This is a genomic window from Embleya sp. NPDC050493, assembly GCF_044458105.1.
GTDB lineage: Bacteria > Actinomycetota > Actinomycetes > Streptomycetales > Streptomycetaceae > Embleya.
Map to the genome: position 1 here is coordinate 89330 of NZ_JBITHP010000017.1, position 21701 is coordinate 111030.

The window sequence follows — 21701 nt, forward strand, 5'->3', positions numbered from 1 at the left end:
CCTCGGCGGGCGCGGGTGCGGCGGTCCGCCGACCGTCGACACCGTGATCGACCCCGCTCCAGCGGTCCTCGACGGCGGCGCCACAGGTGTGACGACGCGGACCCGGCCGTGGGCGGCCGGGTCCGCGGTCGTTCGGGTGACCCTCGCGGCGCCCCGAGGCGTCACGCCGTGAGGCTGCGCCAGGTTCCGGAGGCGGCGTCGGCGGGGGTGCCGTCGAGGATGGTCGCGGTACGGGTGGCGGGTTCGAGGATGACGGTGGCGAGCGTGGCCCAACGCCGGCCGAGCGGTTTGTCCGGATCGGCGACGCAGGTCACGGGTGGTTCGCCCGCCCCGGTGACCAGCAGGTCCACCAGTTCGTCGGGCGTGTTCGGTGCGCCGCGGCGGGCGAGGCGGGCCTGGACGAAGTCGCGGCGCTCGGTCGAGTCGGGCTGGTAGAGCCAGGTCTTCTCGTTCGCCGCGGGTATCGGGGTGAGGAAGTGGTTGGTGCGCAGCAGGACGCCGTTCTCGGGTTCGATCTCGAAGACGCCCGCGGGGCTCAGGTCCAGGAGGACGGCACGTGACGGATCGAACAGCGCGAACGATCCGGAGGAGGCGATCGGGGCGCTGCGGACGATCTCCAGTGCCTCGGTGACGTCGGCGGCCTCTTCGAGGACGATCGCCGCCAATACGTGCATGGGGATGCCGCCGACCCCGTCGCGCACGTGGCCCAGGATGTTGAAGTGCAAGGCGAGGCCGGCGCTGTTGATGCCGATCTTGCCGAGGATGCCGTGTTCGGTCAGCCCGACCACGTCGTGCCGGCCGCCGCGCGCTGCGAACGTGTGCCAGTGGTCGGCGAGTTCGACATGCCAGTCCCAGGTCTGGATGCCGAACGTGGGCGCGGCGGGGGCCACTGCGCGGTCGAACCGGCGTACCACGGTGGTGCATTCGCCCGGCGGCACGGTCGTGCTGTGGGCGAGGATCTCGGTGCGGGCGTTCAGGGCCGCGATGTGCCACGTCGGCACGTGTGCGCCGGCGGCGATGCCCTCGATCTCGGCGCGGGCGCCGGGGCGGAAGGCGTCGATCGTGTTCAGGGCGCGGTCGGCGTGGTCGTGGACCAGCTCGGGGGTGATGCCGCCGAGCGCGAAGAGCCGGTCGTAGGTCTCGATTGTCCCGTGGATGCCCGCGCGCAGTGCCTGCCCGCGGGCGATGCCGCGGGTGCGGGGGTCGCCGGCGGTGGTGATGTGCAGGCGGGTTCGGGGTTCGGGGTGGGGGCTCGGTGCGGCGGTCACGGGCGGTCCTCGGGGAGGTGGGGGTGCAGCAGGACGTCGCCGTCGACGACCGTGGCGAACACGGGATTGCGGGCCTGGGCCTCGGGGGTGAGGTCGAGCGGGTTCGCGGCCAGGACGGTGAGGTCGGCGAGGTACCCCGGGGCGATGCGGCCGAGTCGGTGCGAGGCGCCGGCGGCGTGGGCGGCGGCGAGCGTCATGCCCGCGTACGCCTCGCGTGCCGTGAGCGCCTGCTCCGGCTGTACCGGCATGGTGCCCGGTTCGTCGACGGGGCGGCGCAGTTGGCAGTCGGCGAGCCCCACGCGCGGATCTCCCGGGCCGATGGGCCAGTCGGAGCCGAGTGCCACGACGGCGTGGTGGTCCACGAGGTCGCGGGTGCGCCAGCCGTGCGCGGCGCGGTCGGGTCCGATGCGCCGCGACCAGTTGTCGGTGCCGTCGCCGCGGGTGTGTCGGGTGGCGTGCGCGGGTTGCAGGCTTGCCACGACGCCGAGTTCGGCGAAGCGGCCGAGGAGGTCGTCGGGGATGGACTCGACGTGTTCGATGCGATGCGGGGCTCGGGGGACCGGTCCGATCTCCTCGATGACGTCGAGCGCGAAGCGCACGGCCCGGTCGCCGATCGCGTGGGTGGCGGTGGGAATGCCGCGCTCGACGAAGAACCGCATCGCGGTGCGGTAGGCGTCCACGTCGCGCCACAGCGGTTCGCAGTTCTCGCCGTGCGTGTCCGGGCGTTCGAACCAGGCCGTGCCGTTGTCCGCGGTCCCGTCGAGCATGAACTTCACCCCCTCGACGTGCCAGCGCCGACCGCACAGGCCCTGGAGATCGGCGACGTGCTGCCACGCGTCCGGGCCCGAGTCGGCCGCCACCAGGGGCGAGCAGCGGATGCGCACCGGCAACTCGCCGTGTTGTTCGAGGTGTCGGTAGACGGCCTCGGAGGGGTCGGCGAAGTCCAGGGCGTGCAGGCCGGTGAGGCCGCCGCGGGCCAGCCGTTCGAGTTCGCGCCGCACGTACGCGGCGGCGGTGGGCACGGGTACGTCGGGGTAGTGCGCGAACACCAGGTCCATTGCCTGGAGTTCGACCACGTATCCGGTGGGGCGGCCGTCCGGGCCGACCTCGATCGAGGAGGCGTCGGTGAAAGTCTCGCGCCCGGTGAGGCCGACGAGTTCCACGACGCGGGGGCTCACGACGAGCGCGTGTGCGTCGCGGGTCATCAGCGAGACGGCGCGTCCGGGGAAACGCTCCCCGAGCACGGCGCCGGTCGGCTCGCCGGGGAACGCGTTCACGTCGAGGTCGTATCCCGTGATCCACGCGTCCTCGGGGTGCGTGCCCGCGGCCGGCGCGAGGAGTCGGCATACCTCGTCGAGGGTGGCGGCGCCGGACAGGTCGACGCCGCTCCCGATCGAGATCGACCCCCAGACCGGGTGGGCGTGTACGTCGACCAGGCCCGGCAGGATGGTGGCCTCCGGGAACTCGTACACGCTCGTGGCGGGGCCGCGAAGCGGTGCGATGGTCGCGGCGTCGCCGACGGCGAGAATGCGGCCGTCGTGGATCGCGACCGCGTTCGAGGGGGACGACCCGGCGGTCGCATCCGTCGTGTGGCCCCACGTGTCCCTGTCCGAGAGCGGGGCCGGGGCCGGGTGTGTGCCCGTCTTCGGATCGGGATCGGGGTGGAGGTGTTCGACGTGTCGGGCGAGCACAATGACGTCGGCGTGCACGGGGTGGTTCGCTTTCGGGGTCGGGGTCGGGACCGGTATGGGGGTGGTGATCGGGGCGTTCGCGGCCGGCCCGGACCCGGCGGTGACGCGGATGGCTCGGGCGTCGCGTGCGTCGCGTGCGGCGGGGGTGCGGGTCATGCGCGCGGGATCGATCGCATGGCGCGGGCCACGCCCCAGTAGATCGCCGCGGCGGTGAGCATCCCGCCCGGGATGGCCAGGTCGAGGTCGCCCGTGACCGTGGCCAGGGGGCCGGTCCAAAAGCTCGTGGTCACGCACATCGCGGCGGTGAGGCCGCCGACGGTGATGGCGAGGACGCCGGCCACGTGCACGCCGCCGCGGTACCCGAACGGGCCGTCGCGTCGTGCCGCGAGAAGGGCGGATCCGTCGTAGCGGTTGCGGCGCAGGAGCAGGTCGGTCACGGCGACCGCCATGGCCGGACCGGTGACGACCACCACGAGTTCGAGCATCGTGTTGACGCTCGTGAGGAAGTCGAAGACCAGGGTCGCGAAGAGCGTCATGGTCGTGCCCAGGACGCCGATGATGACGACGGCCGGGATCCGGGCGAGGCGGACGCCGACGGACTGGATGGAGAGACCGGCGCTGTAGGCGGTCATGCCGTTGTTCGCCATGGTGTTGGCGACGACCGCGATGACGAACAGGGGGATGAACCAGCCCGGGAGGATGCTCTCCAGGGCGCGTTGCGGGTCGCTCATGTCCAGGGTGGTGGCCGCGAGGACGCCGACGCTCGTGAAGACGACGCTGGGCAGGTATGCGCCCAGGGCCGTCCAGCCGGCGATCGCGAGGGGGTTGCTGTCGCGCGGGAGGTAGCGGGCCAGGTCCGGGCTGTTGCTGTAGGACAGGGGGGAGGAGGCGACGATGGTGAAGCCCGCGGTGAGGGTGGCGAACAGGGCGGTTCCGCGCAGCGGTTCGGCGGGGGCGTAGGACCAGTCGGTGTTGGCGAGCACGTAGCCGGTCACGACGACGAAGACCAGGGTGAGGAAGGCGCTGAGCGCGGCGTACAGGCGCACGATCGTGGCGTGGCCGAAGATCGCGATGAGCAGGGTGCCGCCGGCGATCGCGCAGACGATCACGGCCTCGACCGCGGCGTTGTCGGGGAGGCCGAGCCGCTTGGCGAGGCCGATGCCCGCGACGGAGGCGGCCGACCAGTTCAGGGCCAGGTAGGCGGATGCGATGAGCCATCCGGTGAGGACCAGGACGACCCGGTTGCCCAGCACGCCGTACATGGCGCGGGAGACGACCGATCCGCTCGTGCCGGCGGCCGGGCCGCTCACGGCGATGACGCCCGTACAGATCCACAACAGATTGCCGACCAGCGTGACCCCGATGGCCTGGGCCGGCGAGAGTCCCATCAGGATCAACGCCGCGCCCACGACGAAGCTCAGGTAGCTGACGTTCGGGGCGGCCCAGATGGCGAAGAGTTCGCGCGGTCGCCCGTGGCGCTCGGCCTCGGGGACCTGGTCGATGCCCCGGGTCTCCGGGCGGCCCGCCTGGTTGCCGGCGTATGTGTCGGGCGCCGGGGCGGGGAGTGCGTGGTTCATACGTCGAGACCTCTCGGGGTCACACCACTAGCAACCACTGCTATTGGTCTCTTGGCCAATGGGGTATTGGCCACACATCCAATAGGGTGGTCGGTATGACGTCAAGCCCCCCGGCGCCGCGGGTTCGCAAGATGCCCGAGGAACGCCGTGCCGAGATCGTGCACACCGCCGCGCGGATCGCCCTCGAAGAGGGACTCGAACGCATCACGCTCCGACGCGTCGCCGACGAACTCGGTGTGCGCCCCGGACTCATCGGCCACTATTTCCCGGCCGCCGACGACCTGGTGAGCGAGGCCTTCACCCACGCCGCGACCAAGGAACGCGCGTCGCTGCTCCCGGATGCGGAGGCCGGGCTCGCCCCCATCGATCGACTCGCCCGCTTCCTGACGCGCCTGACCGACGGCGAGTACGTCGACCTCGGCCGGCTGTGGCTCAACGCACGCCACGTCAGCCGGTTCAAACCCGGCCTGCGCGCGGCGGTCCGAGGCCAGGAGGAACTCACCCGCGACGCCCTCACCGCGCTCGTCGACGAGGGCGTACGTGCGGGTGAGTTCACCACGGACGATCCGCTCGCGGTCGCCCTGCACATCCTGGTCAACGTGGACGGCCTCGGCGCGTACAGCAACGACGACACCCCGTTCGACCACCCGGCCCTGCACGACATGGCCATCGCAACGGCCGAACGGCTGCTGCGGCTGCCGGGCGGCACGCTGCGCGCCCGGGCGTGAGGTCACGCGCCGGCGACGCGCGGGCGTCCGACGCCCGGCCGGGCGGGCGGGCGACGCATGGGGAGGCGGGGGCGGCGGCGGGAGTGCGTGGGCGACGGCAGGTGGTCGGCGGCGTGCGGGTGGGGTGCGCTCGAGCGGGCGGAGTGCGGCGGGGCGTGGGTGCGGATTCGGTGCGGGCCGTGGGGAACATCGGTACAGCAGTCAGTGGTAAGCACTCGGTTCGGTCGAGGACCCACTGGAACTCCAGCGTCGGTCCGCGACGCATCCGTAGCGCGGCTGCTGTACCAGGGCGGCGGGAGCAATTGGCGAATCCTGTGTATCGATCAGTTCCGTCGGACTTCCCAGGCCGGCCGCTGGAGATCGTCGTTGTAGACGATGACGTCGGCGTGGTCGATCGGTTGGGCGTCGGCGAAGTAGAGCCGTTGGGATGGGATATAGCGGTTGTGCCAGGACCGGTCGATTTCGGTGGCGTCAGCGGTGGATCCGGCCGGCGCCATGCCTCGGTTCCGGGCGCGGTCTACCGTCTTCTCGAAGGGGACGGACACGAAGATGCGCAGATCCCACCGGTCGATGAGTTCCGGGCGCAGGAGGAACACGCCGTCGAAGAGCAGTACGGCGTCAGCGGGGGCCGTCATAGCCGGCGGTGACAGTGGGGTGTCGGTATCGCTGTCGTAGACCTCGTGTCGAAACCTGCGGTCTCCGCCCGGTCCCAGCGGGTCGAGCAGAACCCGACACAGCGCGGCGCGGTCGTGGGCGTCGAAGTAGCAGCCTTCGGCCGAGTACTGGCCGCGTCGGTAGCGCTGTGCACGGGGGAAGAGAAAGTCGTCGATGGTCGCGCGGATGACGTCACGACCCGCCGCGCGCAGGACGATGGCGAGTTCGTCGGCCAACGTGGTCTTGCCGGCGGCGGGCGGCCCATCGATGGCCACCCGCAGTGGATGCGCGGTTGTGACGGACCCCACCGCCTCGGCCAGCCGGCCGACAAGCTCGCTTCGGGTGCCTTGGTCCATGGCCGCCTCTCTCGCGGTATTTGTGTGTAGCACGTCGGGCTGCGGTGACCCGCTCGCGTTCGACGAGGACGCCTCGGGGCCTCGGGTTCCGCGACGGTCGGCTATGCGATGCGGTCCTCAGGGCTTCACGACGCCAGATCTCCAGCGGCATGCGGCACATATGCAGGGCGACCAGGTCCGGCGAAGTAGGTGTTCGCCCGGGCCTGGCCGCAGTGCACCTACAGCTCGAGGTGCTCGCGGAGCTTGCCGCGCTGGGCGGGTAGCGCGTCCCCGATGGACAGGCCAAGAGTGGGCAACTTCTCGGCGAATCAGTGTTCCTGGGTCAGCTCCGGAGCAGTGAGGCGTGGATGCGTGCGATGGCCCGCAGCACCTCCTCGCGGTTCCTGGTCTGCTGCATCCAAGCAGGCAGGCGGGCCACTACGGTCATCTTCCGGCCGTGATCGCGCCAGGGAATCCCCTCGCGCAGCGACGCCTGCACGAATCGTTTGATCAGGTCCAGGTGTTCCAGGTCGTAGGCCCATATCCACCCGTGCCGGGTTTCGGTCTGCAGCCACAGGCGGACGCCGAAATAGGGGTCGGTCGCCGGTTCGTTCGGATCCCGGTGCAAGGCCACGGATCCGGGGCCCCGCTTCATCGCAGTCCCGCAGTTCCGGCAGACCAGACGTCTTGGCGAAAAGAGGTCCGGATCGAGCACTCCGACCAGCTCCGGCCCCGGTACGACGTGCGCGGCCTTGTCGCAGGTGGGGCAGCGCACGAGAACGGACGTGAGGAAGTCGTACTTCGTGCTCCGTGGATCCCGAAACCGATGGTGTGCGGAGATCGGACTCATCGGACCAGTATGCGAGTTGAGCGACGAAGGCCACTACAGGTCAAAGCGATCCGGCCGTCTCGGCGAACGCCTGCCCCGGCGGCGTCGGGTGACCGTCTCGGCCGAACGTCCGCAGTAGGTCGTGCGCGCGAGCGGTCCGGTGGTGTGTGGGGGAGCGGGGGTGTGCGGGTGCGGGGCGCATGGGGGGCGGAAGTTTGACCGCGTTGCGTCCTTGGGCGGGTCGCCGGGTCATATTGCGTGCAGGCCGCGGTAGTTGGGGTGTTGCGCGGTGGCTCGTGTCGGTGGGGTTGCGTGGGGTGTATGGACGGCTCGGCGGTCTCGGTTGGGCATGGGTCGGGCGTCATGATGTCAGGGGTTCGGCGGCGCGGGCGTCGATCCTCCGGTCGACCGTGGCCCTCGATCGCAGGTGCCGGTTGCCGGCCATGTTCCGGTACCGAAGTCCTGCTCCCGGCGGGGGATGTGCGGCGCGTTTCGGTCTGCGGCCCGGTACCCGAGTCCCTCGTGCCCGCGGATGAGGTGGGTCCCGTTCCGGGTTCGTAGCCTCCCTGGCATGCGATCACAGGAACAATCTCGCGTTCGACGTGATTCCACGAACTCCCTTGCCGCGCCGGGTATTCGGTCGAGATTCGGAAGGTTGCGCAGGCGTCGGCTCGCCCCGCTGCTCGCCGTTGCCGTCATCGCCGGCCTCACGCCCACCCTCGCCGCCGGGACCGCGGGCGCGGCCCCGGTCCCGGCCGACCAGTCGGGCGACCTCGGTGCCTACGCGCGACAACACCCGAACTGGCAGCGCTGCGGCGCGGATACGCCCGCCTCCTTCGAGTGCGCCACCGTCCGGGTGCCGCTGGACTACCGCAATCCGACCGGTCGCGCCATCGACGTGGCGATCTCCCGGATCAAGGCGGCGAATCCGGCCGAGCGACACGGTGTCCTGCTGCTCAACCCCGGCGGTCCCGGCGGCCCCGGGCTCGGCCTGCCCTGGGAGATGGACGCCACCCTGCCGCAACCGGTGAAGGACCGCTACGACCGCATCGGCTTCGACCCGCGCGGCATCGGCCGCAGCACTCCCGTCCGGTGCGGCCTCACCCGCGAGGAAGGGACCCTTCTGCGCCCCTACCGCACGTTCGACTCGAACGTCGCTTGGGCCCGCACGGTCGCGGACAAGTGCCGTGCGCGTGCGGGTGATCTGCTCCCGTACATCACCACCCGCAACACGGCCCGGGACATGGACGTGATCCGGACGGTGCTGGGCGAGCGGAGGATCTCCTACCTGGGCGTGTCCTACGGCACCGCCCTCGGCGCGGTCTACACACAACTGTTTCCCTCCCGTGCCGACCGCTTCGTGCTCGACAGCGCGGTCGACCCCGACCGGATGTGGCGCGAGATGTTCCGCATCTGGGGCTCGGAAGGCGAGGCCAATTTCCGGCGGTGGGCGCAGTGGACCGCCGAACGCTCCGACACCTATCACCTCGGCGACACCCCGGCCCGGGTCACCGCGACCTTCCGGGATCTGGTCGCCCGTGCGGACCGTGAGCCGATCGTCGTCGGCACCACCCCCCTGGACGGCGCACGGATACGGGACAACTACCGGCCCATGTTCGCCACCGTCGCCGAAGCGGCGAAGTGGGTGGTGATCCTGAAGCAGGCCGCAGCCGGTGAGCCGACCCCCGAACTGCCCGGGACGTCCGTGGACGGGCCCGACATATCCGGGACGTGGTCGGTGGTCTGCGGCGACGTTCGGTGGCCGAGCGACCCCTGGCGCTACCGGGTGGAATCCGCGCTCGACACGATCCGCTACCCGCTCTACGGCGACCACACGTCGGGCATCACACCCTGCGCGTTCTGGAACGCACCCCGCGAGCCGCTCACCGTCGTGGACAACCGGGTGCCCACGCTCATCGTGCAGAACGAATGGGACTCGCAGACCCCGCTCGTCGCGGCCCGGTCGATGCACCGCGCGCTCGAGGGCTCGCGCATGATCACCGTCGACGGGGGCGAGGGTCACGGCGTGTACACCTACTCCGGCAATCGGTGCGCCGACGAGGCGACCACCGCCTACCTGGTCACCGGCCGGCTCCCGGCCCGCGACGTGACCTGTCAGGCCGGGCCCGACGACCGGCGGGTGGCCTCGGTGTCCCCGGCACAGCCGCGCTGAGCACCGGCAGAACCCGGGCGGGTGGGTGGTGGCCGTACGCGCCGCCCACCCGGCCGGCCGCACGTGCTCGCCTGCCCTGGCGGGCGGTGGCTCGTACGGCCGTCTGCCCGGGCGCCGGTGGCCCGTACATGCCGCCCACCCGGCCGGCCTGCGGAGCGGCAGTAGCCTGAATACATGACGAAAGGTGCATTTCGTTACGAGTCTTTGCCGTCGAGGGCGGCCGTACTCGGGTTGACGCTGGTGTTGGCGATCCTGGCCTTCGCGTCGGCGCCCGCGCACTCGGCCTCCGGCGGCGGCATCGGGACGATCGCGGCCTCGCTGCGGGACGATCCGGTGTACACCGTTCCGGCAGCCGCGGACGTGCTGCCCGGTGATACCGCCGATGCGTTGCGGGCCAGGATCCGGTCGTCCGGCAAGCCGGTCTTCGTGGTCGCCGTACCGGCCGACTCGCCGCTCGCGACGGCCGGTTCGCCGGCGGCGGTACTGTCCGGCCTGCGCGAGCAGGTGGGCCGACCGGGGGTGTACGCGGTCGCGGTGGGCCGTACCTTCGATGCCGCGGCCGATGCGTCGGTGATGTCCCGGGCGCGGCTCGCCACGCTCAAGAGTGACGTGCTCGCCGCGCACCAGGGCGACGGGCCGGGTCTGCTCACCGCCTTCGTGGACGGGGCCGTGGCCGACGCGCGGCAGGGACCGGCACCCGCGGGCGACCGCGGCGGCTCGTCCTGGGTCGGCCTCACCGTGGTCGCGGTCGTGATCGCCGCCGGGGTCGGCGGCCTCCTGCTGGTGCGCAGGCGCAGCCGTACCCGCCGGGTGGCCCGGGCCCGGGAGGAACTGGAGCAGGTGCGGCCCGTGGTGGACGAGGACATCACCGCATACGGCGAGACGCTCGAACGGGCCGCCTTCGACCCGGGTGCGGCCGACTCCGACGACGGCATGCGCGCGGAATGGACGAACGCCCTCGACGCCTACGAGCGGGCGAAGTCGGCCATGGCGGCGGCCCGCGAACCCGCGGACGTGCGTGCGGTCAGCGAGGCACTGGACGACGGGCGATTCGCCCTCGCGACCCTGGAGGCCCGGCGTCGGGGTACGCCGCTCCCGCAACGCCGACCGCCGTGCTTCTTCGATCCGCGGCACGGCCCGTCCGTGCGGGACATGCGCTGGGCGCCGGCGGACGGCGCCGAGCGGGACGTACCGGTCTGCGCGGCCGACGCCGCGCGCCTGGACGACGGCCTCGACCCGGCGATCCGCGAGGTGGACGCCCCCGGTGGGCGCCGGCCCTATTGGGAGGCCGGCCCCGCCTACGGGCCGTGGGCGGCCGGTTGGTACGGCGGCATGCTGCTGCCCGGCCTGCTGATCGGGACCACGCTCGGCGCGTCCATGAACATGGGCTACGCCGCGGGCGCGGACGGGATGGGTGACGGCGGCTTCGGTGGCTTCGGCGGCGGTGACGGCGGCGGCGGCTTCGGCGGGTGGGGCGGCGACGGCGGTGGTGGCTGGGGCGGTGACGGCGGCGGCTCGTTCTGAGCCCGTAGCCTGCCGTGCCACGGATTGACGCACCCTCGGCAGCGTCGGGCCGGGTCGCCCCCGGCGGGCGGTTGTCGAGCTGCGGGGGACGACATCGGGGCGGAGGGTCGGCCGGTCGAAGCCGGCCCGGCCGACCCTTGATGCGTTCGACGTCGGCCTCGGCGCCGGCCGCCCCGTCCCGGACGTCGCGCACCACGTCGGGAGCGGCCGTGGTCGGGAAGCCCGAAGAGGCCGGCCCGGCCGGTCGCCGAAGGCGTGCCCGAGGCGGGTGAACGGGAGAGGCGCGGCCGGCGGCACCGCGAGCACGACGACCCGGCCCCCCGACCTCACGCGCGACGTCGAAGGTGATGCCCGTGGCGGGCAGACCCGGCATGTCGGCGAGGGCCCGGGCGCGCCCATCCCGACTGCCATCGGGCGTGCCCGTCCCGGCTGCCACCGCCGGGTGGTCGCCTTCGACCGCGGTCGGATTCGGCATGGTCGCTCCGGCATGGCCCGCCCCCGCGCCGGTGGGCACTGCCCGGTCGCCGACCCCGGGCGATCCCGCCGGTCCAGGGCGAACCCGCCCGGCTGGTCGATCTCGCCCGAGTGTCGTGCCCGAGCACGGTGGTCACCGGATCGCGCCGGCTGCCGGATGCTTGCGCGCCGGCTCGCCGAGGCGTGCGGCGATCGCGTGGGGAGGGTCGAAGTCGGTACGCACCTGCCACGGCGGATCGATCGCGGGCGTGACCTCGGGTACGGACGAGTGCCCGTCGGTGGAGGACAGGTCGTGCCTCTCGTACCGGGTCGCGGCCGGTGGCACCCCGTCCGGCTGCTCGGCCGTGAACGTCGACCGCAGGAGTCGGGCGCATCGGTGGAATCGGGCGGAGCGGTGGAGCGGGGAGCGGGGAGCGGGGGGCAGGGAAGGGCGCCACGGCCGAGTCCCGGTGGCACGCGGCTGTTCTGGCGGCGGGCGGCGGGTGTGCTCCGGGGCTTCCGCTTTTCCCCCTGACGGTGGGTCAGGCAGGCGCATAGGATCCATGCCCATGTCACTCTGGGGACGATTCACGTCGGTGCGTTCGGCCACGCCGGCACCCGTGTTGGTGTGGGACGCCGCGCTGGACGACGACGAGATCCGCGCCGTCGCGCAAGGTCTCGCGCGCGACGGCGACTTCGCGCCGGCTGCTGCGCTGTTGAATCGGGTGGGACGGGATTGGGCACGTCGGGTGGTCGCCGTGACCGCGCTGGGCGAGGTCGCGGCGCTGCACCCGGAGTGGTTGTGGACATGGCGCACCGAGCGGCCCGAGTCGCCGGATCCGCTGGTGGTGGCGGCCGCGGCGGCGGTGCGTGCGGCCTGGAACGCGCGCGGCGCCAAACCGGCGAGCCTCACCAGCGGACGCCGATTCGCCGACTTCCACGAGCTGTTGGTCGAGGCCGACCGCGCGTGCCTGCTCGCGACCGAGGCCGCGTCGGACGATCCCACCCCGTGGGTCTCGTGGTTGCGCGTGTGTCGCGGACTCGGCGTCTCGCGCGCCGTGTTCGACGCCCGGTGGCAGGCGCTGTGCGAGCGCGATCCGCGGCATCGCGCCGGTCACGACGCGGCGTTGCAGTACCTGTGCGAGAAATGGCGCGGATCGCACACCGACATGTACGAGTTCGCGCGCAAGGCCGCGGCCGACGCGCCGGACGGCTCGCCCCTGGTGATCCTGCTCGTCGAGGCGCACATCGAGTACGCGCAGCGGATGAACCGGGACGGGAACGCGGACGACACCGACTTCTGGCGGGCCGCCGCCCGACAGACGGACCTCGACACCGCCCTCGACCGCTACCCCGTGGTCGCCTCGCCGCGCCACCCCAGCGCCCTGTCCGACCACAGCGCGCTGGGCTACGCGTTGGCCAGGTCCCAGCGCTGGTCCGAACTCGCGCTGCGGTTCGAGGCGACCGACCACCAGGGCTTTCACCTGCCCTGGACCTACCCGGGCGGCCGAAGCTTCTTCGAACGGGCACACGCCGAGGCGACGCGCGGCCGTCCGCGCCGCTGAATCGGCCGCAGGCAACGGGCAACACCGGGGCCGACCCCGGGTACGGGTCCACGGCCGCCGGAGCCAACAGCCGTGCGAAGTACGCGGGTTCGCCCGATTCGGTGGCGTGGGCGAAGCGCGGGTGGGCCCCGCCGTTCGGTTACGGAGGGCGGGCCCGGGCCGAAGTGTGGCGCATCACCCGGGGCGCATGGTGCGGCGAACATCGGTGCGCGCAGGGGTGGTTGCTCCCGATCCGCGATTCGGATCGCGCGCGGTCGCGGCCGGGGCGGCGGCCGGCGCCGACCGCCCCTGATCGCGGTCGCCGGACGAGCCCCGCCCGCGATCGGCAAGGAACGCAAGGCAGTTCGTCATGGTGTGTGATCCGCGGGAGTGCCGAGCGCCCGGCGGATACGGCCGGCGCTGTTGTCGACGTCGGTGTCCCAGATTCTGATCGTGCCGTCGCTGCCCGCGCTGACCAGGGTCCGCGTCCGGCGGGGGAAGGCGACCGCCCACACCGAGCCGTCGTGCCCGGCGAGCGTGCCGATCGGGCGCCGGCGGCGAAGCTGGGGGAAGCTGCTCGGGATGTCGAGGGTGTGGCTGTCGACCGCTGTGGTGGAGCCGGGAAACACCTCGGGAAACACCCGGAAGCCGGGCCGGGCGATGTCGGACGACCCCCACCGCGCCCGGATCCGCGCACCGGACGAGGCTGCGGGGACGGGCCCGTGACGGTATCGCCGTCCGTCCCGTCGCCCTCCGCCGTGTCGCCGTCCGGTGCAGCGGGGAGGTCGTCCGCGGCGGTCGATCAGCCGAGGCTGTCGGCGCAGTGCTCTCCGGGGTGGGTGACCCCCGGACCCGGACCCGCCGGCGTCGCCGAGCTACGGGCGACGCGGGGGGCAGGGACGTTCCCGTGGTCGGGCGTGGTGTGTCCGGAGACCTCCGCGCGTACCTCGTGCACGGTGGGTCCGGGAAGCGGGGTGGGGGCGAGGTTCCCGTGCTCGCGGGCCGGGGTCGTGCGGGCGTCGGCGCGGGTGACGGCGATGCCGGCGAGCACGACGAGGACGACACCGGCCGCGGGCATCGGACCGGGGATCTGGTCGAGCACCACCAGGCCCATCAGCAGTGCGATGGCCGGCTCCAGGCTCATCAGGGTCCCGAAGGCGGAGGTGCTCAGCCGGCGCAGCGCGAGGAATTCGAGGCTGAACGGCAGTACGGCGCTCAGCACGGCCAGCCCCAGCATGATGAGCAACAGCGGCCAGGTCACCTCGCCCAGCCCGGCGGGGGCGGCGACGAGCATCGCGACCAGGCCCGCCACCGGCATGGACACGGCCAGCCCGTTCAGGCCGGTGACCCGGTCGCCGACGTGTTGGGTCAGCAGGATGTACGCCGCCCAGCAGGCCGCGGCGGCCAGTGCGAAGCCGAGACCGAGGGGATCGATCCCGGCATGCCACGGCTCGGTCAGCAGCACGACGCCGATGCCGGCCAGGGCGGTCCAGCGCCTGCGACCACGGCCGGCGCCGTACAGGGACACCGCCAGCGGGCCGAGGAATTCCAGTGCACTGGCGGTGCCCAGCGGCAGGCGCGCCACGGCGAGCATGAAGAACAGCATCAGGCCCCCGCTCACCGCGCCCAGCATCGTGCACGCCCACAGGTCCCGGCCGGTGAAGTCGCGGCGGCGCGGTCGGACGAGAACCAGCAGGACCAGGCCCGCCCACGCGAGTCGCAGCCCGGCCGTGCCCAGCGCGCCGAGCCGGTCGATCAGCGGTACCGACAGCGCCAGCCCGAGCTGGACGGTGGACATCGCGGCGACGGCCATCAGGGCGCCCGTCGCGGCGTCCGGCGGCTGCGGGCGCGCGACCGCGAGGCGGGTGTGATCGGGCGACGTGTTCATGACCCCAAGTAGAGGTGCTTCGCATTGTTCGTGTCCACGTGCCGATTCGGAACACATCGTTCGCGAATCGTGGACAATCGGGGAATGGAGACCCGACGGCTACAGGTGCTGGTGGAACTGGCCCGACTGGGCTCCATGCACGCGGTCGCGGACGTGTCGGGCACCAGCACCTCGACGGTCTCCCAGCAGATCGCGGCGCTGGCCCGCGACATGGGAGCCGACCTGATCGAGCCGCACGGGCGGCGGGTCCGGCTCACCCCGGCCGGGCGCCGACTGGCCGAACACGCCGTGACCATCCTCGCCGCCGTCGAGCAGGCGCAACACGACCTCGCTCCCGGCGCGGAGCCCAGCGGCACCGTGCGCGTCGCCGGATTCGCCACCGCCATCCGCGGCCACCTGCTGCCCGTGGTCACCGACCTCGCCGTCGCCCATCCGCGGATCCGGGTGCTGATCCGCGAGCACGAACCCGCCGAGGCCTTGGCCCTCTTGGCCGAGGACGGCACGGACCTGGCACTGACCTACGACTACAACCTGGCGCCGGCGGCCGAGGACCCGACCGTGCGGGCCATACCGCTGTGGACCGCGCGATGGGACCTGGGCGTGCCGGCGCACGCCGTCGCCGACGAGGCGGCCGACGCCGCCGACGGCGGGGGTACGACGGCGGAGGTCTTCGCCCGGTTCGCCGGCCACGACTGGATCGTCAACTCCCGGAACACCGCGGACGAGACCGTGGTCCGTACGCTCGCCTCGCTCGCCGGGTTCACCCCGCACGTCACCCACCAGGCCGACAGCCTCGACCTGGTCCAGGGCATGATCACCGCCGGTCTCGGCGTGGGCCTGCTGCCCCGGGGCATCGCGACGTCCCCCGGGGTGCGGCTGCTCCCGCTCACCCTTCCGCACGTCGATCTGCGCGCGTACGCGGTGGCCCGCCCCGGCCGACTGAACTGGCCCCCGCTCGCGCTGGTGACCGACCTGCTCCTGGGTCGCGCCGCGGACGCCGGGGACGCGAACCGGCCCGAGGAGCCCGACCCCCGGCCGCCGCACGGATCCGACGACGGGCCCTGAACCCGACACGGCCCACGGCCACCCGAGTGCCACCCCCGGCCTGCCGCGTTCGACGCTCATCGGGTATCGGCAATTCCGCGCGGTCATCCGGCGGTTCGGTGGTAGGGGCGATTACGCTCCCCGCATGTCGCTTACCATCGATCAATTGGCCGGGTACGTGGAGCGTGACCTGGACGGCGACCTGGCGCGTTGGCTGCCGGGTCGACCGCGGGTCGAGATACCCGCTTCGGTTCGTCCGGTCGAGCCGTTCCTGGCCAAGCTTCCGGCGGACGCCGCCACGGCGTTGGCCGGGTTCGACCGCAGGGTGCGCTCGGGAACCATGGCGCAGTTCCTCGACATCCACGACTGGTCGTACGGATTCGACTTCGACGCCAACGACTGCGCGGTCCTGGACTCCGACTACGAGACGGAGCTCGCCGGCGACGACGTGTGGTCGGTCGGCGCCGACGGTGGGGGCAACTACTACGTCGTGCTCACCAGCGGTCGGGTCGCGGTGTGGCTCCACGAAGAGCAGGTCATCGAAGCGGGAACCCGATTCGACAACATCGACGTGTTCCTGTGGTCCCTCGTCAGGTACCACGCGGTCCGCGCCGGTGCCCTCGACCCGGGAGCCGTCGAAGCCGACTTCCGATCCCTGGCCCAGCCCGGAGCGTTGGCTCCCGATCTCGGACTCCTCGCCCACATGTCCTGACCCCCGGCCGGCACGGTCGGCGACGCGCGCCGTCCCACCACCGGGATCGAGCGCGCGGCGCCGGTTCGCGTCGGTGCGGCCTGTGCCGATGCCGGCGGGTTCCGGCGGAGGTCGCATCGAACCCGCGGATTACCGGGGCGGGAGCTCGGCGGCATGCAGCAGGAGGGCCACGTCGATCGGTTGCCGTCGGGGTCGGGCTCGTCGCATCCGACTACCAAGTGGTTGGTCGGCGATATGAACGTGCGGCGATGCGGATGTCGAGCAGAGTGTCGGACATGATCGGGCTTGCCGTTGGTGATACGGACGGAATCGACGGTCGTTCTTCGTTCGGGTGGACGATACGAGGTGTCCGGGCGCTGCCTACCGTGAGCGTCCTCTGCGGCACCTGCGCCGTTCTCCGAGGAGGTATCCAGCATGGGACGATCCGATGCGGTCGGGTCCGCTGTCCGGACCGTGGGCCGGGCCGCCCGTAGGCTGCTCGTCGCCGCATCGAGGGGCGAGCGGTCGATGCGCTCCGCCGTTTCCGCCGGCGGTGTGCGATGAAAGGCGTGGCGCGCGGTGCCGCGACGGCGGTTGCCCTGGGTCTGCTCGCCACCGGATGCGGTGCCACCGACGGCGCCGGCGCGGGCGGGAGCGACACGTTGACCATCGGTATCACCGATGACCCCGGCAACGTGTCCCCGCTCACCTCGCTGTCCAAGATCACGTCCGAGATGACCCGGTTCTCGTACGACACCCTGGTGGGCGTCGGGCCGGACGGACGGATCGTGCCGAGTGTGGCCGAGAAATGGACGTCCGACACCCTCTCGGCGACCTTCACCCTCAGGCGCGACGTGACGTGCGCGGACGGCAAACCGCTCACCGCGTCCGCCATCGCGGCCCAGTACAACTACATCGTCGATCCGAAGAACACCTCGCCGCTGTACGGCCTGGCCGTGGCACCCGGAACCGTCGCCACCGCCGACGACGCCACCAACACCCTGACGCTGCGCACCCCCGAGCCGACGCCGTTCCTGCTGCGAGGCACCACGCAACTGCCGCTGGTGTGCCCTTCGGGGCTTGCGGCACCCGATTCGCTCACCCACGCCACCGACGGAACCGGGCCCTACCGACTCACCGAGGTGGCGACGGGCGACCACTTCACCTACACGAAACGACCCGACTACCTCTGGGGCCCGAACGGCACCGGCTCCGCCGAACTGCCCGAGCGGGTGGTCTTCAAGGTCGTCTCCAACGAGTCCACCAGGGCCAACCTGCTCCTGGGCAAACAGCTCGACATCGCCTCCGTGACCGGCGCGGACCGCATTCGGTTGTCGGCGGCCGGACTGAAGGCCCAGATCCAGCGCGATCCGCTCGGCATGCTCCTGATCAACGAGGGCCCCGAGCACGTCACCGCCGATCCGCAGGTGCGCTGGGCGCTGATCGCCGCGCTCGATCTCAAGCAGCTGGGAGCGGTGGCCAGCGGGGGCAAGGGAGCGGCGCCGGCCAGGGTCGCCACCACCATGCTGCCGCCCTGTCAGGCCGACGCCGTCAGCGGGAACACCCCGCCGCACGACCCCGCTCGCGCCGCGGAGGCGCTGCGGGGCGCCGGCTGGAAGAAGTCGGGCGGATACTGGACCAAGGACGGCAGGCAACTGTCGATCGTGCTGCCGCACCCCACCACGGCAGGTTCCCAACTCCTGTCGGCCGTCGAACTGGCGGTTCAACAGTGGAAGTCGTTCGGCGTGAAGGTCACCCGCAAGCCGCTCACGAACGGGACGACCGGCGAGGTGCTGGCCTCCGGGCAGTGGGACATCTCGTGGACCCCGCTCACGCTCACTCAACCCGACCAGCTCATCCCGTTCTTCAGCGGGCCCGCGGGACCCGACGGGCTCAACTTCGGCTCCATCGACAATCCCGAGTACAAGCGTCTGACGGGTCTCGCCATGGCCAAGCCCGACCTCGCCGGTTGTGACGAATGGACCGCCGCCGAAGCCGAGTTGATCAAGCGAGTCGACGTGGTGACGTTCGTGGACATGCTGTCGCCCCATTTCGCCAGGCACGACACCACGTTCGCGATCGACGGCATCGGCATCGACCCGATGTCCCTGCGGCTGAACCGCAAGTGACGCCGCACACGATGCCGCGAGTGGCGCTGCGAGTGGCGCCGCGCGTGACCGACAGGTGACGCGCGACCGACGCCATCGGCCACCCGGGCGCGGGTGAACCCGGCCGCGCACCCGTGACGACGCCCCCTCCCGAAGCCGTTCGACCCGGCTTCGGAGGGGGCGTCGGCCGTCTGCCGGGGGATGCGACGGAGACCGGGGGAAGAGGCGCGGTCCCCGCCTGCACGTCACACTTTCGGGTCGACGTTCGTCTACATCGCATGAACAACGAACCCGGGCCGGCGCCCACGCGGCGGGCGAAGTGGCCGGCCGATCAGTTCGAGGTGCTGCGCCCGCACCTGCGGTCCGTCGCGTACGGCATCCTCGGTTCGCGCAGCGACGCCGAGGACGCGGTCCAGGAAACCTGGCTGCGGGTGTCGCGCAACGAGTACGAGGACATCCGCGACCTGCGGGCCTGGCTGACCACGATCGTCGGGCGGATCTGCCTCGACATGCTGCGCGCCCGACGGCTGCGCCGCGAGGACTATCCCGGCACGTGGTTGCCGGAGCCGATCGTGCGTTCGGCCGACGCGAACGCGCACGACCCCGAACACAAGAGCATCGAGGCCGAGGCCATCGGCCTCGCGCTGCTGATCGTGCTGGAGACCCTCAACCCGGCCGAGCGGCTCGCCTTCGTACTGCACGACGTGTTCGGCATGCCGTTCGACGAGGTCGGCCCCATCGTGGACCGCAGCCCGGCGGCGGCCCGACAGTTGGCCAGCCGGGCGCGCCGGCGGGTGCAGTCCGCGCCGCAGCCGGAGGGCGACCTCAGGCAGCAGCGCCGCGTCGTCGACGCGTTCCTGGCCGCGGCGCAGGAGGGTGACTTCGACGCGCTCATGGTCACCCTCGATCCGGACGTCTCCTTCCGGATCGACCTGGGTGCGAACCGGCACGCCGCCTCGTCCGCCCTGGCCGGCGCCGAGCAGGTCGCGCGGCACATGCTCGAGTCGGCCCCGTTCTTCCTGCCCTATTCCCGCCCGGTCGTGGTCAACGGCGGCCCGGGGCGCCTGGTGGGCGACCCCAACCGCCCCAGTGGCATCGCGGGCTTCACCGTGGCGGGCGGCCGGATCGTGCGGATCGACGTGATCGCCAACCCGGAGAAGCTCCAGGGCGTCACGCTCGACGTGGTCGACGACGGCGATGCGATCGACTATCCCGACTTCACCCGGATCCCGCACGCGGCGCCGACCGGTGACGACGACCGGAGACGCCCGCACCACACCGACGGCTGAGCCGCCGAACCCCGGCACGCGGCGCGACGGCCTCGGAGGTGAGGAGGCCGATGCGTCGGGCGCCGCGCGGGAGCCGTACGTGCCGGCCCGGGCGCGATGAACGGAGGACGCTTCACCACCCCGGCCCCCGGGGCCGTCGCCGAGACGGCACGAGTGGCCCCCATGCCGGACGACCACACCCGACACCACCCGACTTCCTCGGGCCGCGCCCCCGGCGCCGCCCCATGCCCGCACGCCCCGATGCCGATCGCATCCCTCTTGGAGCAACCCATGTCCACCGGCACCTTCCCCTCGACCGACTCGACGGATCCGGCGAGTTCCGCCGCGGCGACGCGATCCGACGTCGCCGAGGCCTCGTTCCTGACCACCACGCGCGGCAAGCTCACCCTCGTCCTGCTGTGCGCGGTGGCCTTCCTCGACTTCGTCGACGCCTCCATCGTCAACATCGCGCTGCCCAGCATCCAGCGCGACCTCGGCCTCACCAACCAGGGCCTGCAATGGGTGCCATCCGGCTACCTGCTGACCTACGGCGGCCTGATGCTGCTCGGCGGGCGCGCCGCCGACCTGATCGGGCGTCGTCGGGTCCTGCTCGCCGGCACCGTCGTCTTCGCCGCCGCCTCCCTGGTCGGCGGACTGGCCCAAAGCTCCGTGGTGTTGATCGGCGCCCGGCTCGCCCAGGGTGTGGGCGCGTCGATGATGTTGCCCGCGGCCCTGTCGATCCTGACCACCTCGTTCGGCACCGGCAACGACCGCAACAAGGCACTCGGCGCCTGGGCCGGCACCGGGGCACTGGCCTCCGCCGTCGGCGTGTTCCTGGGCGGCGTGCTCACCGAAGGTCCCGGCTGGCGCTGGGTCATGTTCGTCAACCTGCCGGTCTGCGCACTCGTTCTCCCGGCCATCCCCCGACTGCTCCCCGACGACCGGCACCGGGCCTCGACGCGCGGCTTCGACTTCCTCGGCACGGTGCTGGCCACCGGCGGACTGGTCCTGCTGGTCTACGCCCTGGTGAAGGCACCCGACCAGGGCTGGGGATCCACCCGCACCGTCGTCGAACTGGCGGTCGCGGGGGTCCTGTTGCTCGCCTTCGTGATCAACGAGGCGGTCGGTCGCAACCCGCTGATGCCGTTGAGCATCTTCCGCGTCAAGGGCCTCGCCGCGGCGAACGTGACGCAACTGGTGGCGATGTCCGGCTTCATCGCGATGTTCTTCTTCCTCACCCTGTACATGCAGGACGTCCTGGGCTATTCCGAGATCCGCGCCGGTTCCGCGTTCCTGCCGGTCACCGTGGGCGTGGGCATCGCCGCCGGACTGGCCCAGCCACTGCTCGGCCGGGTCGGTACCCGGCCGCTGATCGTGGTCGGCGCGCTCATCGCGTCCGCCGGGATCGGGATGCTCTCCCGCATTCCGGTGGACGGCTCCTATCTCACCGACCTGCTGCCCGGCCTGGTCGTGATGTCGTTCGGGCTCGGGTTCGTCTTCGTCGGCGTCGCCACCGCCGCCAACGCGGGCGTGCCGGCCGAGCAGGCGGGCCTGGCGGCGGCCCTGATGAACACGGCGCAACAACTCGGCGGCGCGTTCGGCCTCGCGGTCCTCTCCGCCGTCGCGACCTCGGAGACGAGCCATCGCCTGGGCGCCGGCCACGCGGCGGCCCATGCCTACACCGAGGGCTTCCAAAAGGCGCTCCTGGTCGGCGCGTTCCTGCTCGCCGGCGCGGCGGTGGTGGCCCTGTTCGTCGCCGACACCCGCGGCGAGGAGACCTGACCCGGCGCCGGCGCGTACACGAGGCGACGCGGCCCGGAGGGGCGGCGGGGGAGGACGCCCGAGCGGCGACGTCCCCCGCCGCGCGATCGCCGTGCGGGGCGACCGTGCCGGCGTGTGGCTGCCGCCGACGGTGTCGCCCCTGTT

Annotated in this window: 17 protein-coding genes; 9 read left to right on the forward strand and 8 right to left on the reverse strand. The window is 72.2% G+C overall.

Going from position 1 to position 21701, the window contains the following annotated elements; genetic code table 11:
* Positions 1 to 161 precede the first annotated feature (161 nt).
* From ACIBM5_RS28895 to ACIBM5_RS28905, 3 genes are read right to left on the reverse strand one after another with little or no spacing between them, the layout of a single operon-like run.
* Positions 162 to 1268 (reverse strand): C45 family autoproteolytic acyltransferase/hydolase, encoded by a 1107-nt coding sequence (locus ACIBM5_RS28895; RefSeq protein ID WP_396009445.1) that lies wholly within the window; start codon positions 1266 to 1268, stop codon positions 162 to 164.
* A complete protein-coding gene (locus ACIBM5_RS28900) occupies positions 1265 to 3115 on the reverse strand; it encodes an amidohydrolase (protein WP_396009446.1) in 1851 nt (616 codons plus the stop codon). The genes ACIBM5_RS28895 and ACIBM5_RS28900 overlap by 4 nt, the downstream gene beginning before the upstream one ends.
* Positions 3112 to 4536, reverse strand: coding sequence for a purine-cytosine permease family protein (locus ACIBM5_RS28905; protein ID WP_396009447.1), 1425 nt, complete (start codon positions 4534 to 4536; stop codon positions 3112 to 3114). The genes ACIBM5_RS28900 and ACIBM5_RS28905 overlap by 4 nt, the downstream gene beginning before the upstream one ends.
* A 95-nt stretch (positions 4537 to 4631) precedes the next feature.
* Between ACIBM5_RS28905 and ACIBM5_RS28910 the strand changes: the two genes are divergently transcribed.
* A complete protein-coding gene (locus ACIBM5_RS28910; protein ID WP_396009448.1) occupies positions 4632 to 5264 on the forward strand; it encodes a TetR/AcrR family transcriptional regulator in 633 nt (210 codons plus the stop codon).
* A 323-nt stretch (positions 5265 to 5587) separates the two neighbouring features.
* Here the strand turns inward: ACIBM5_RS28910 and ACIBM5_RS28915 are convergent, their stop codons facing one another.
* Together ACIBM5_RS28915 and ACIBM5_RS28920 are read right to left on the reverse strand one after the other, a co-directional pair.
* Positions 5588 to 6274 (reverse strand): cytidylate kinase family protein, encoded by a 687-nt coding sequence (locus ACIBM5_RS28915; RefSeq protein ID WP_396009449.1) that lies wholly within the window; start codon positions 6272 to 6274, stop codon positions 5588 to 5590.
* Positions 6275 to 6596: 322 nt separating this feature from the next.
* The gene (locus tag ACIBM5_RS28920) at positions 6597 to 7103 is read right to left on the reverse strand and encodes a hypothetical protein (protein WP_396009450.1); all 507 of its coding nucleotides are present in this window, start codon (positions 7101 to 7103) and stop codon (positions 6597 to 6599) included.
* 634 nt (positions 7104 to 7737) lie between these two features.
* Here ACIBM5_RS28920 and ACIBM5_RS28925 point away from each other — a divergent pair.
* Both ACIBM5_RS28925 and ACIBM5_RS28930 read left to right on the forward strand, forming a co-directional pair.
* Entirely contained in the window at positions 7738 to 9255 is a 1518-nt protein-coding gene (locus tag ACIBM5_RS28925) for an alpha/beta hydrolase (RefSeq protein ID WP_396009451.1), read from the forward strand.
* Positions 9256 to 9429: 174 nt separating this feature from the next.
* Positions 9430 to 10779 carry a hypothetical protein gene (locus tag ACIBM5_RS28930; protein WP_396009452.1) on the forward strand — a complete coding sequence of 450 codons (1350 nt, stop codon included), beginning with the start codon at positions 9430 to 9432 and terminating at the stop codon, positions 10777 to 10779.
* A gap of 607 nt (positions 10780 to 11386) precedes the next feature.
* Here the strand turns inward: ACIBM5_RS28930 and ACIBM5_RS28935 are convergent.
* Entirely contained in the window at positions 11387 to 11578 is a 192-nt protein-coding gene (locus ACIBM5_RS28935; protein WP_396009453.1) for a hypothetical protein, read from the reverse strand.
* Between the two features lie 223 nt (positions 11579 to 11801).
* Here ACIBM5_RS28935 and ACIBM5_RS28940 point away from each other — a divergent pair, with 223 nt between their 5' ends.
* Positions 11802 to 12797 (forward strand): hypothetical protein, encoded by a 996-nt coding sequence (locus ACIBM5_RS28940; RefSeq protein WP_396009454.1) that lies wholly within the window; start codon positions 11802 to 11804, stop codon positions 12795 to 12797.
* A gap of 347 nt (positions 12798 to 13144) precedes the next feature.
* Here ACIBM5_RS28940 and ACIBM5_RS28945 read toward each other — a convergent pair whose 3' ends face one another.
* Together ACIBM5_RS28945 and ACIBM5_RS28950 are read right to left on the reverse strand one after the other, a co-directional pair.
* A complete protein-coding gene (locus ACIBM5_RS28945; RefSeq protein WP_396009455.1) occupies positions 13145 to 13405 on the reverse strand; it encodes a WD40 repeat domain-containing protein in 261 nt (86 codons plus the stop codon).
* A gap of 173 nt (positions 13406 to 13578) precedes the next feature.
* On the reverse strand, positions 13579 to 14664 hold the full coding sequence (locus tag ACIBM5_RS28950; RefSeq protein ID WP_396009456.1) for an EamA family transporter: 1086 nt from the start codon (positions 14662 to 14664) through the stop codon (positions 13579 to 13581).
* An 84-nt stretch (positions 14665 to 14748) separates the two neighbouring features.
* Here ACIBM5_RS28950 and ACIBM5_RS28955 point away from each other — a divergent pair, with 84 nt between their 5' ends.
* The 5 genes from ACIBM5_RS28955 (at position 14749) to ACIBM5_RS28975 (ending at position 21557) form a co-directional block, all read left to right on the forward strand.
* On the forward strand, positions 14749 to 15729 hold the full coding sequence (locus tag ACIBM5_RS28955; RefSeq protein WP_396009457.1) for a LysR family transcriptional regulator: 981 nt from the start codon (positions 14749 to 14751) through the stop codon (positions 15727 to 15729).
* Between the two features lie 124 nt (positions 15730 to 15853).
* The gene (locus ACIBM5_RS28960; protein ID WP_396009458.1) at positions 15854 to 16420 is read left to right on the forward strand and encodes a hypothetical protein; all 567 of its coding nucleotides are present in this window, start codon (positions 15854 to 15856) and stop codon (positions 16418 to 16420) included.
* 539 nt (positions 16421 to 16959) lie between these two features.
* The gene (locus ACIBM5_RS28965; RefSeq protein ID WP_396009459.1) at positions 16960 to 18528 is read left to right on the forward strand and encodes an ABC transporter substrate-binding protein; all 1569 of its coding nucleotides are present in this window, start codon (positions 16960 to 16962) and stop codon (positions 18526 to 18528) included.
* 257 nt (positions 18529 to 18785) lie between these two features.
* A complete protein-coding gene (gene sigJ / locus ACIBM5_RS28970) occupies positions 18786 to 19796 on the forward strand; it encodes an RNA polymerase sigma factor SigJ (protein ID WP_396009460.1) in 1011 nt (336 codons plus the stop codon).
* 270 nt (positions 19797 to 20066) lie between these two features.
* A complete protein-coding gene (locus ACIBM5_RS28975; RefSeq protein ID WP_396009461.1) occupies positions 20067 to 21557 on the forward strand; it encodes an MFS transporter in 1491 nt (496 codons plus the stop codon).
* Positions 21558 to 21701: the final 144 nt, after the last annotated feature.

Excerpts from the sequence above, each read along its gene's own strand:
- ACIBM5_RS28955 (WP_396009457.1), top strand. The coding sequence starts at position 14,749 with ATGGAGACCCGACGGCTACAGGTGCTGGTGGAACTGGCCCGACTGGGC.
- ACIBM5_RS28910 (WP_396009448.1), top strand. The coding sequence starts at position 4,632 with ATGACGTCAAGCCCCCCGGCGCCGCGGGTTCGCAAGATGCCCGAGGAA.
- ACIBM5_RS28915 (WP_396009449.1), bottom strand. The coding sequence starts at position 6,274 with ATGGACCAAGGCACCCGAAGCGAGCTTGTCGGCCGGCTGGCCGAGGCG.
- ACIBM5_RS28920 (WP_396009450.1), bottom strand. The coding sequence starts at position 7,103 with ATGAGTCCGATCTCCGCACACCATCGGTTTCGGGATCCACGGAGCACG.
- ACIBM5_RS28905 (WP_396009447.1), bottom strand. The coding sequence starts at position 4,536 with ATGAACCACGCACTCCCCGCCCCGGCGCCCGACACATACGCCGGCAAC.
- ACIBM5_RS28960 (WP_396009458.1), top strand. The coding sequence starts at position 15,854 with ATGTCGCTTACCATCGATCAATTGGCCGGGTACGTGGAGCGTGACCTG.
- ACIBM5_RS28950 (WP_396009456.1), bottom strand. The coding sequence starts at position 14,664 with ATGAACACGTCGCCCGATCACACCCGCCTCGCGGTCGCGCGCCCGCAG.
- ACIBM5_RS28975 (WP_396009461.1), top strand. The coding sequence starts at position 20,067 with ATGTCCACCGGCACCTTCCCCTCGACCGACTCGACGGATCCGGCGAGT.
- ACIBM5_RS28940 (WP_396009454.1), top strand. The coding sequence starts at position 11,802 with ATGTCACTCTGGGGACGATTCACGTCGGTGCGTTCGGCCACGCCGGCA.
- ACIBM5_RS28900 (WP_396009446.1), bottom strand. The coding sequence starts at position 3,115 with ATGACCCGCACCCCCGCCGCACGCGACGCACGCGACGCCCGAGCCATC.
- ACIBM5_RS28965 (WP_396009459.1), top strand. The coding sequence starts at position 16,960 with ATGAAAGGCGTGGCGCGCGGTGCCGCGACGGCGGTTGCCCTGGGTCTG.
- sigJ (WP_396009460.1), top strand. The coding sequence starts at position 18,786 with ATGAACAACGAACCCGGGCCGGCGCCCACGCGGCGGGCGAAGTGGCCG.
- ACIBM5_RS28930 (WP_396009452.1), top strand. The coding sequence starts at position 9,430 with ATGACGAAAGGTGCATTTCGTTACGAGTCTTTGCCGTCGAGGGCGGCC.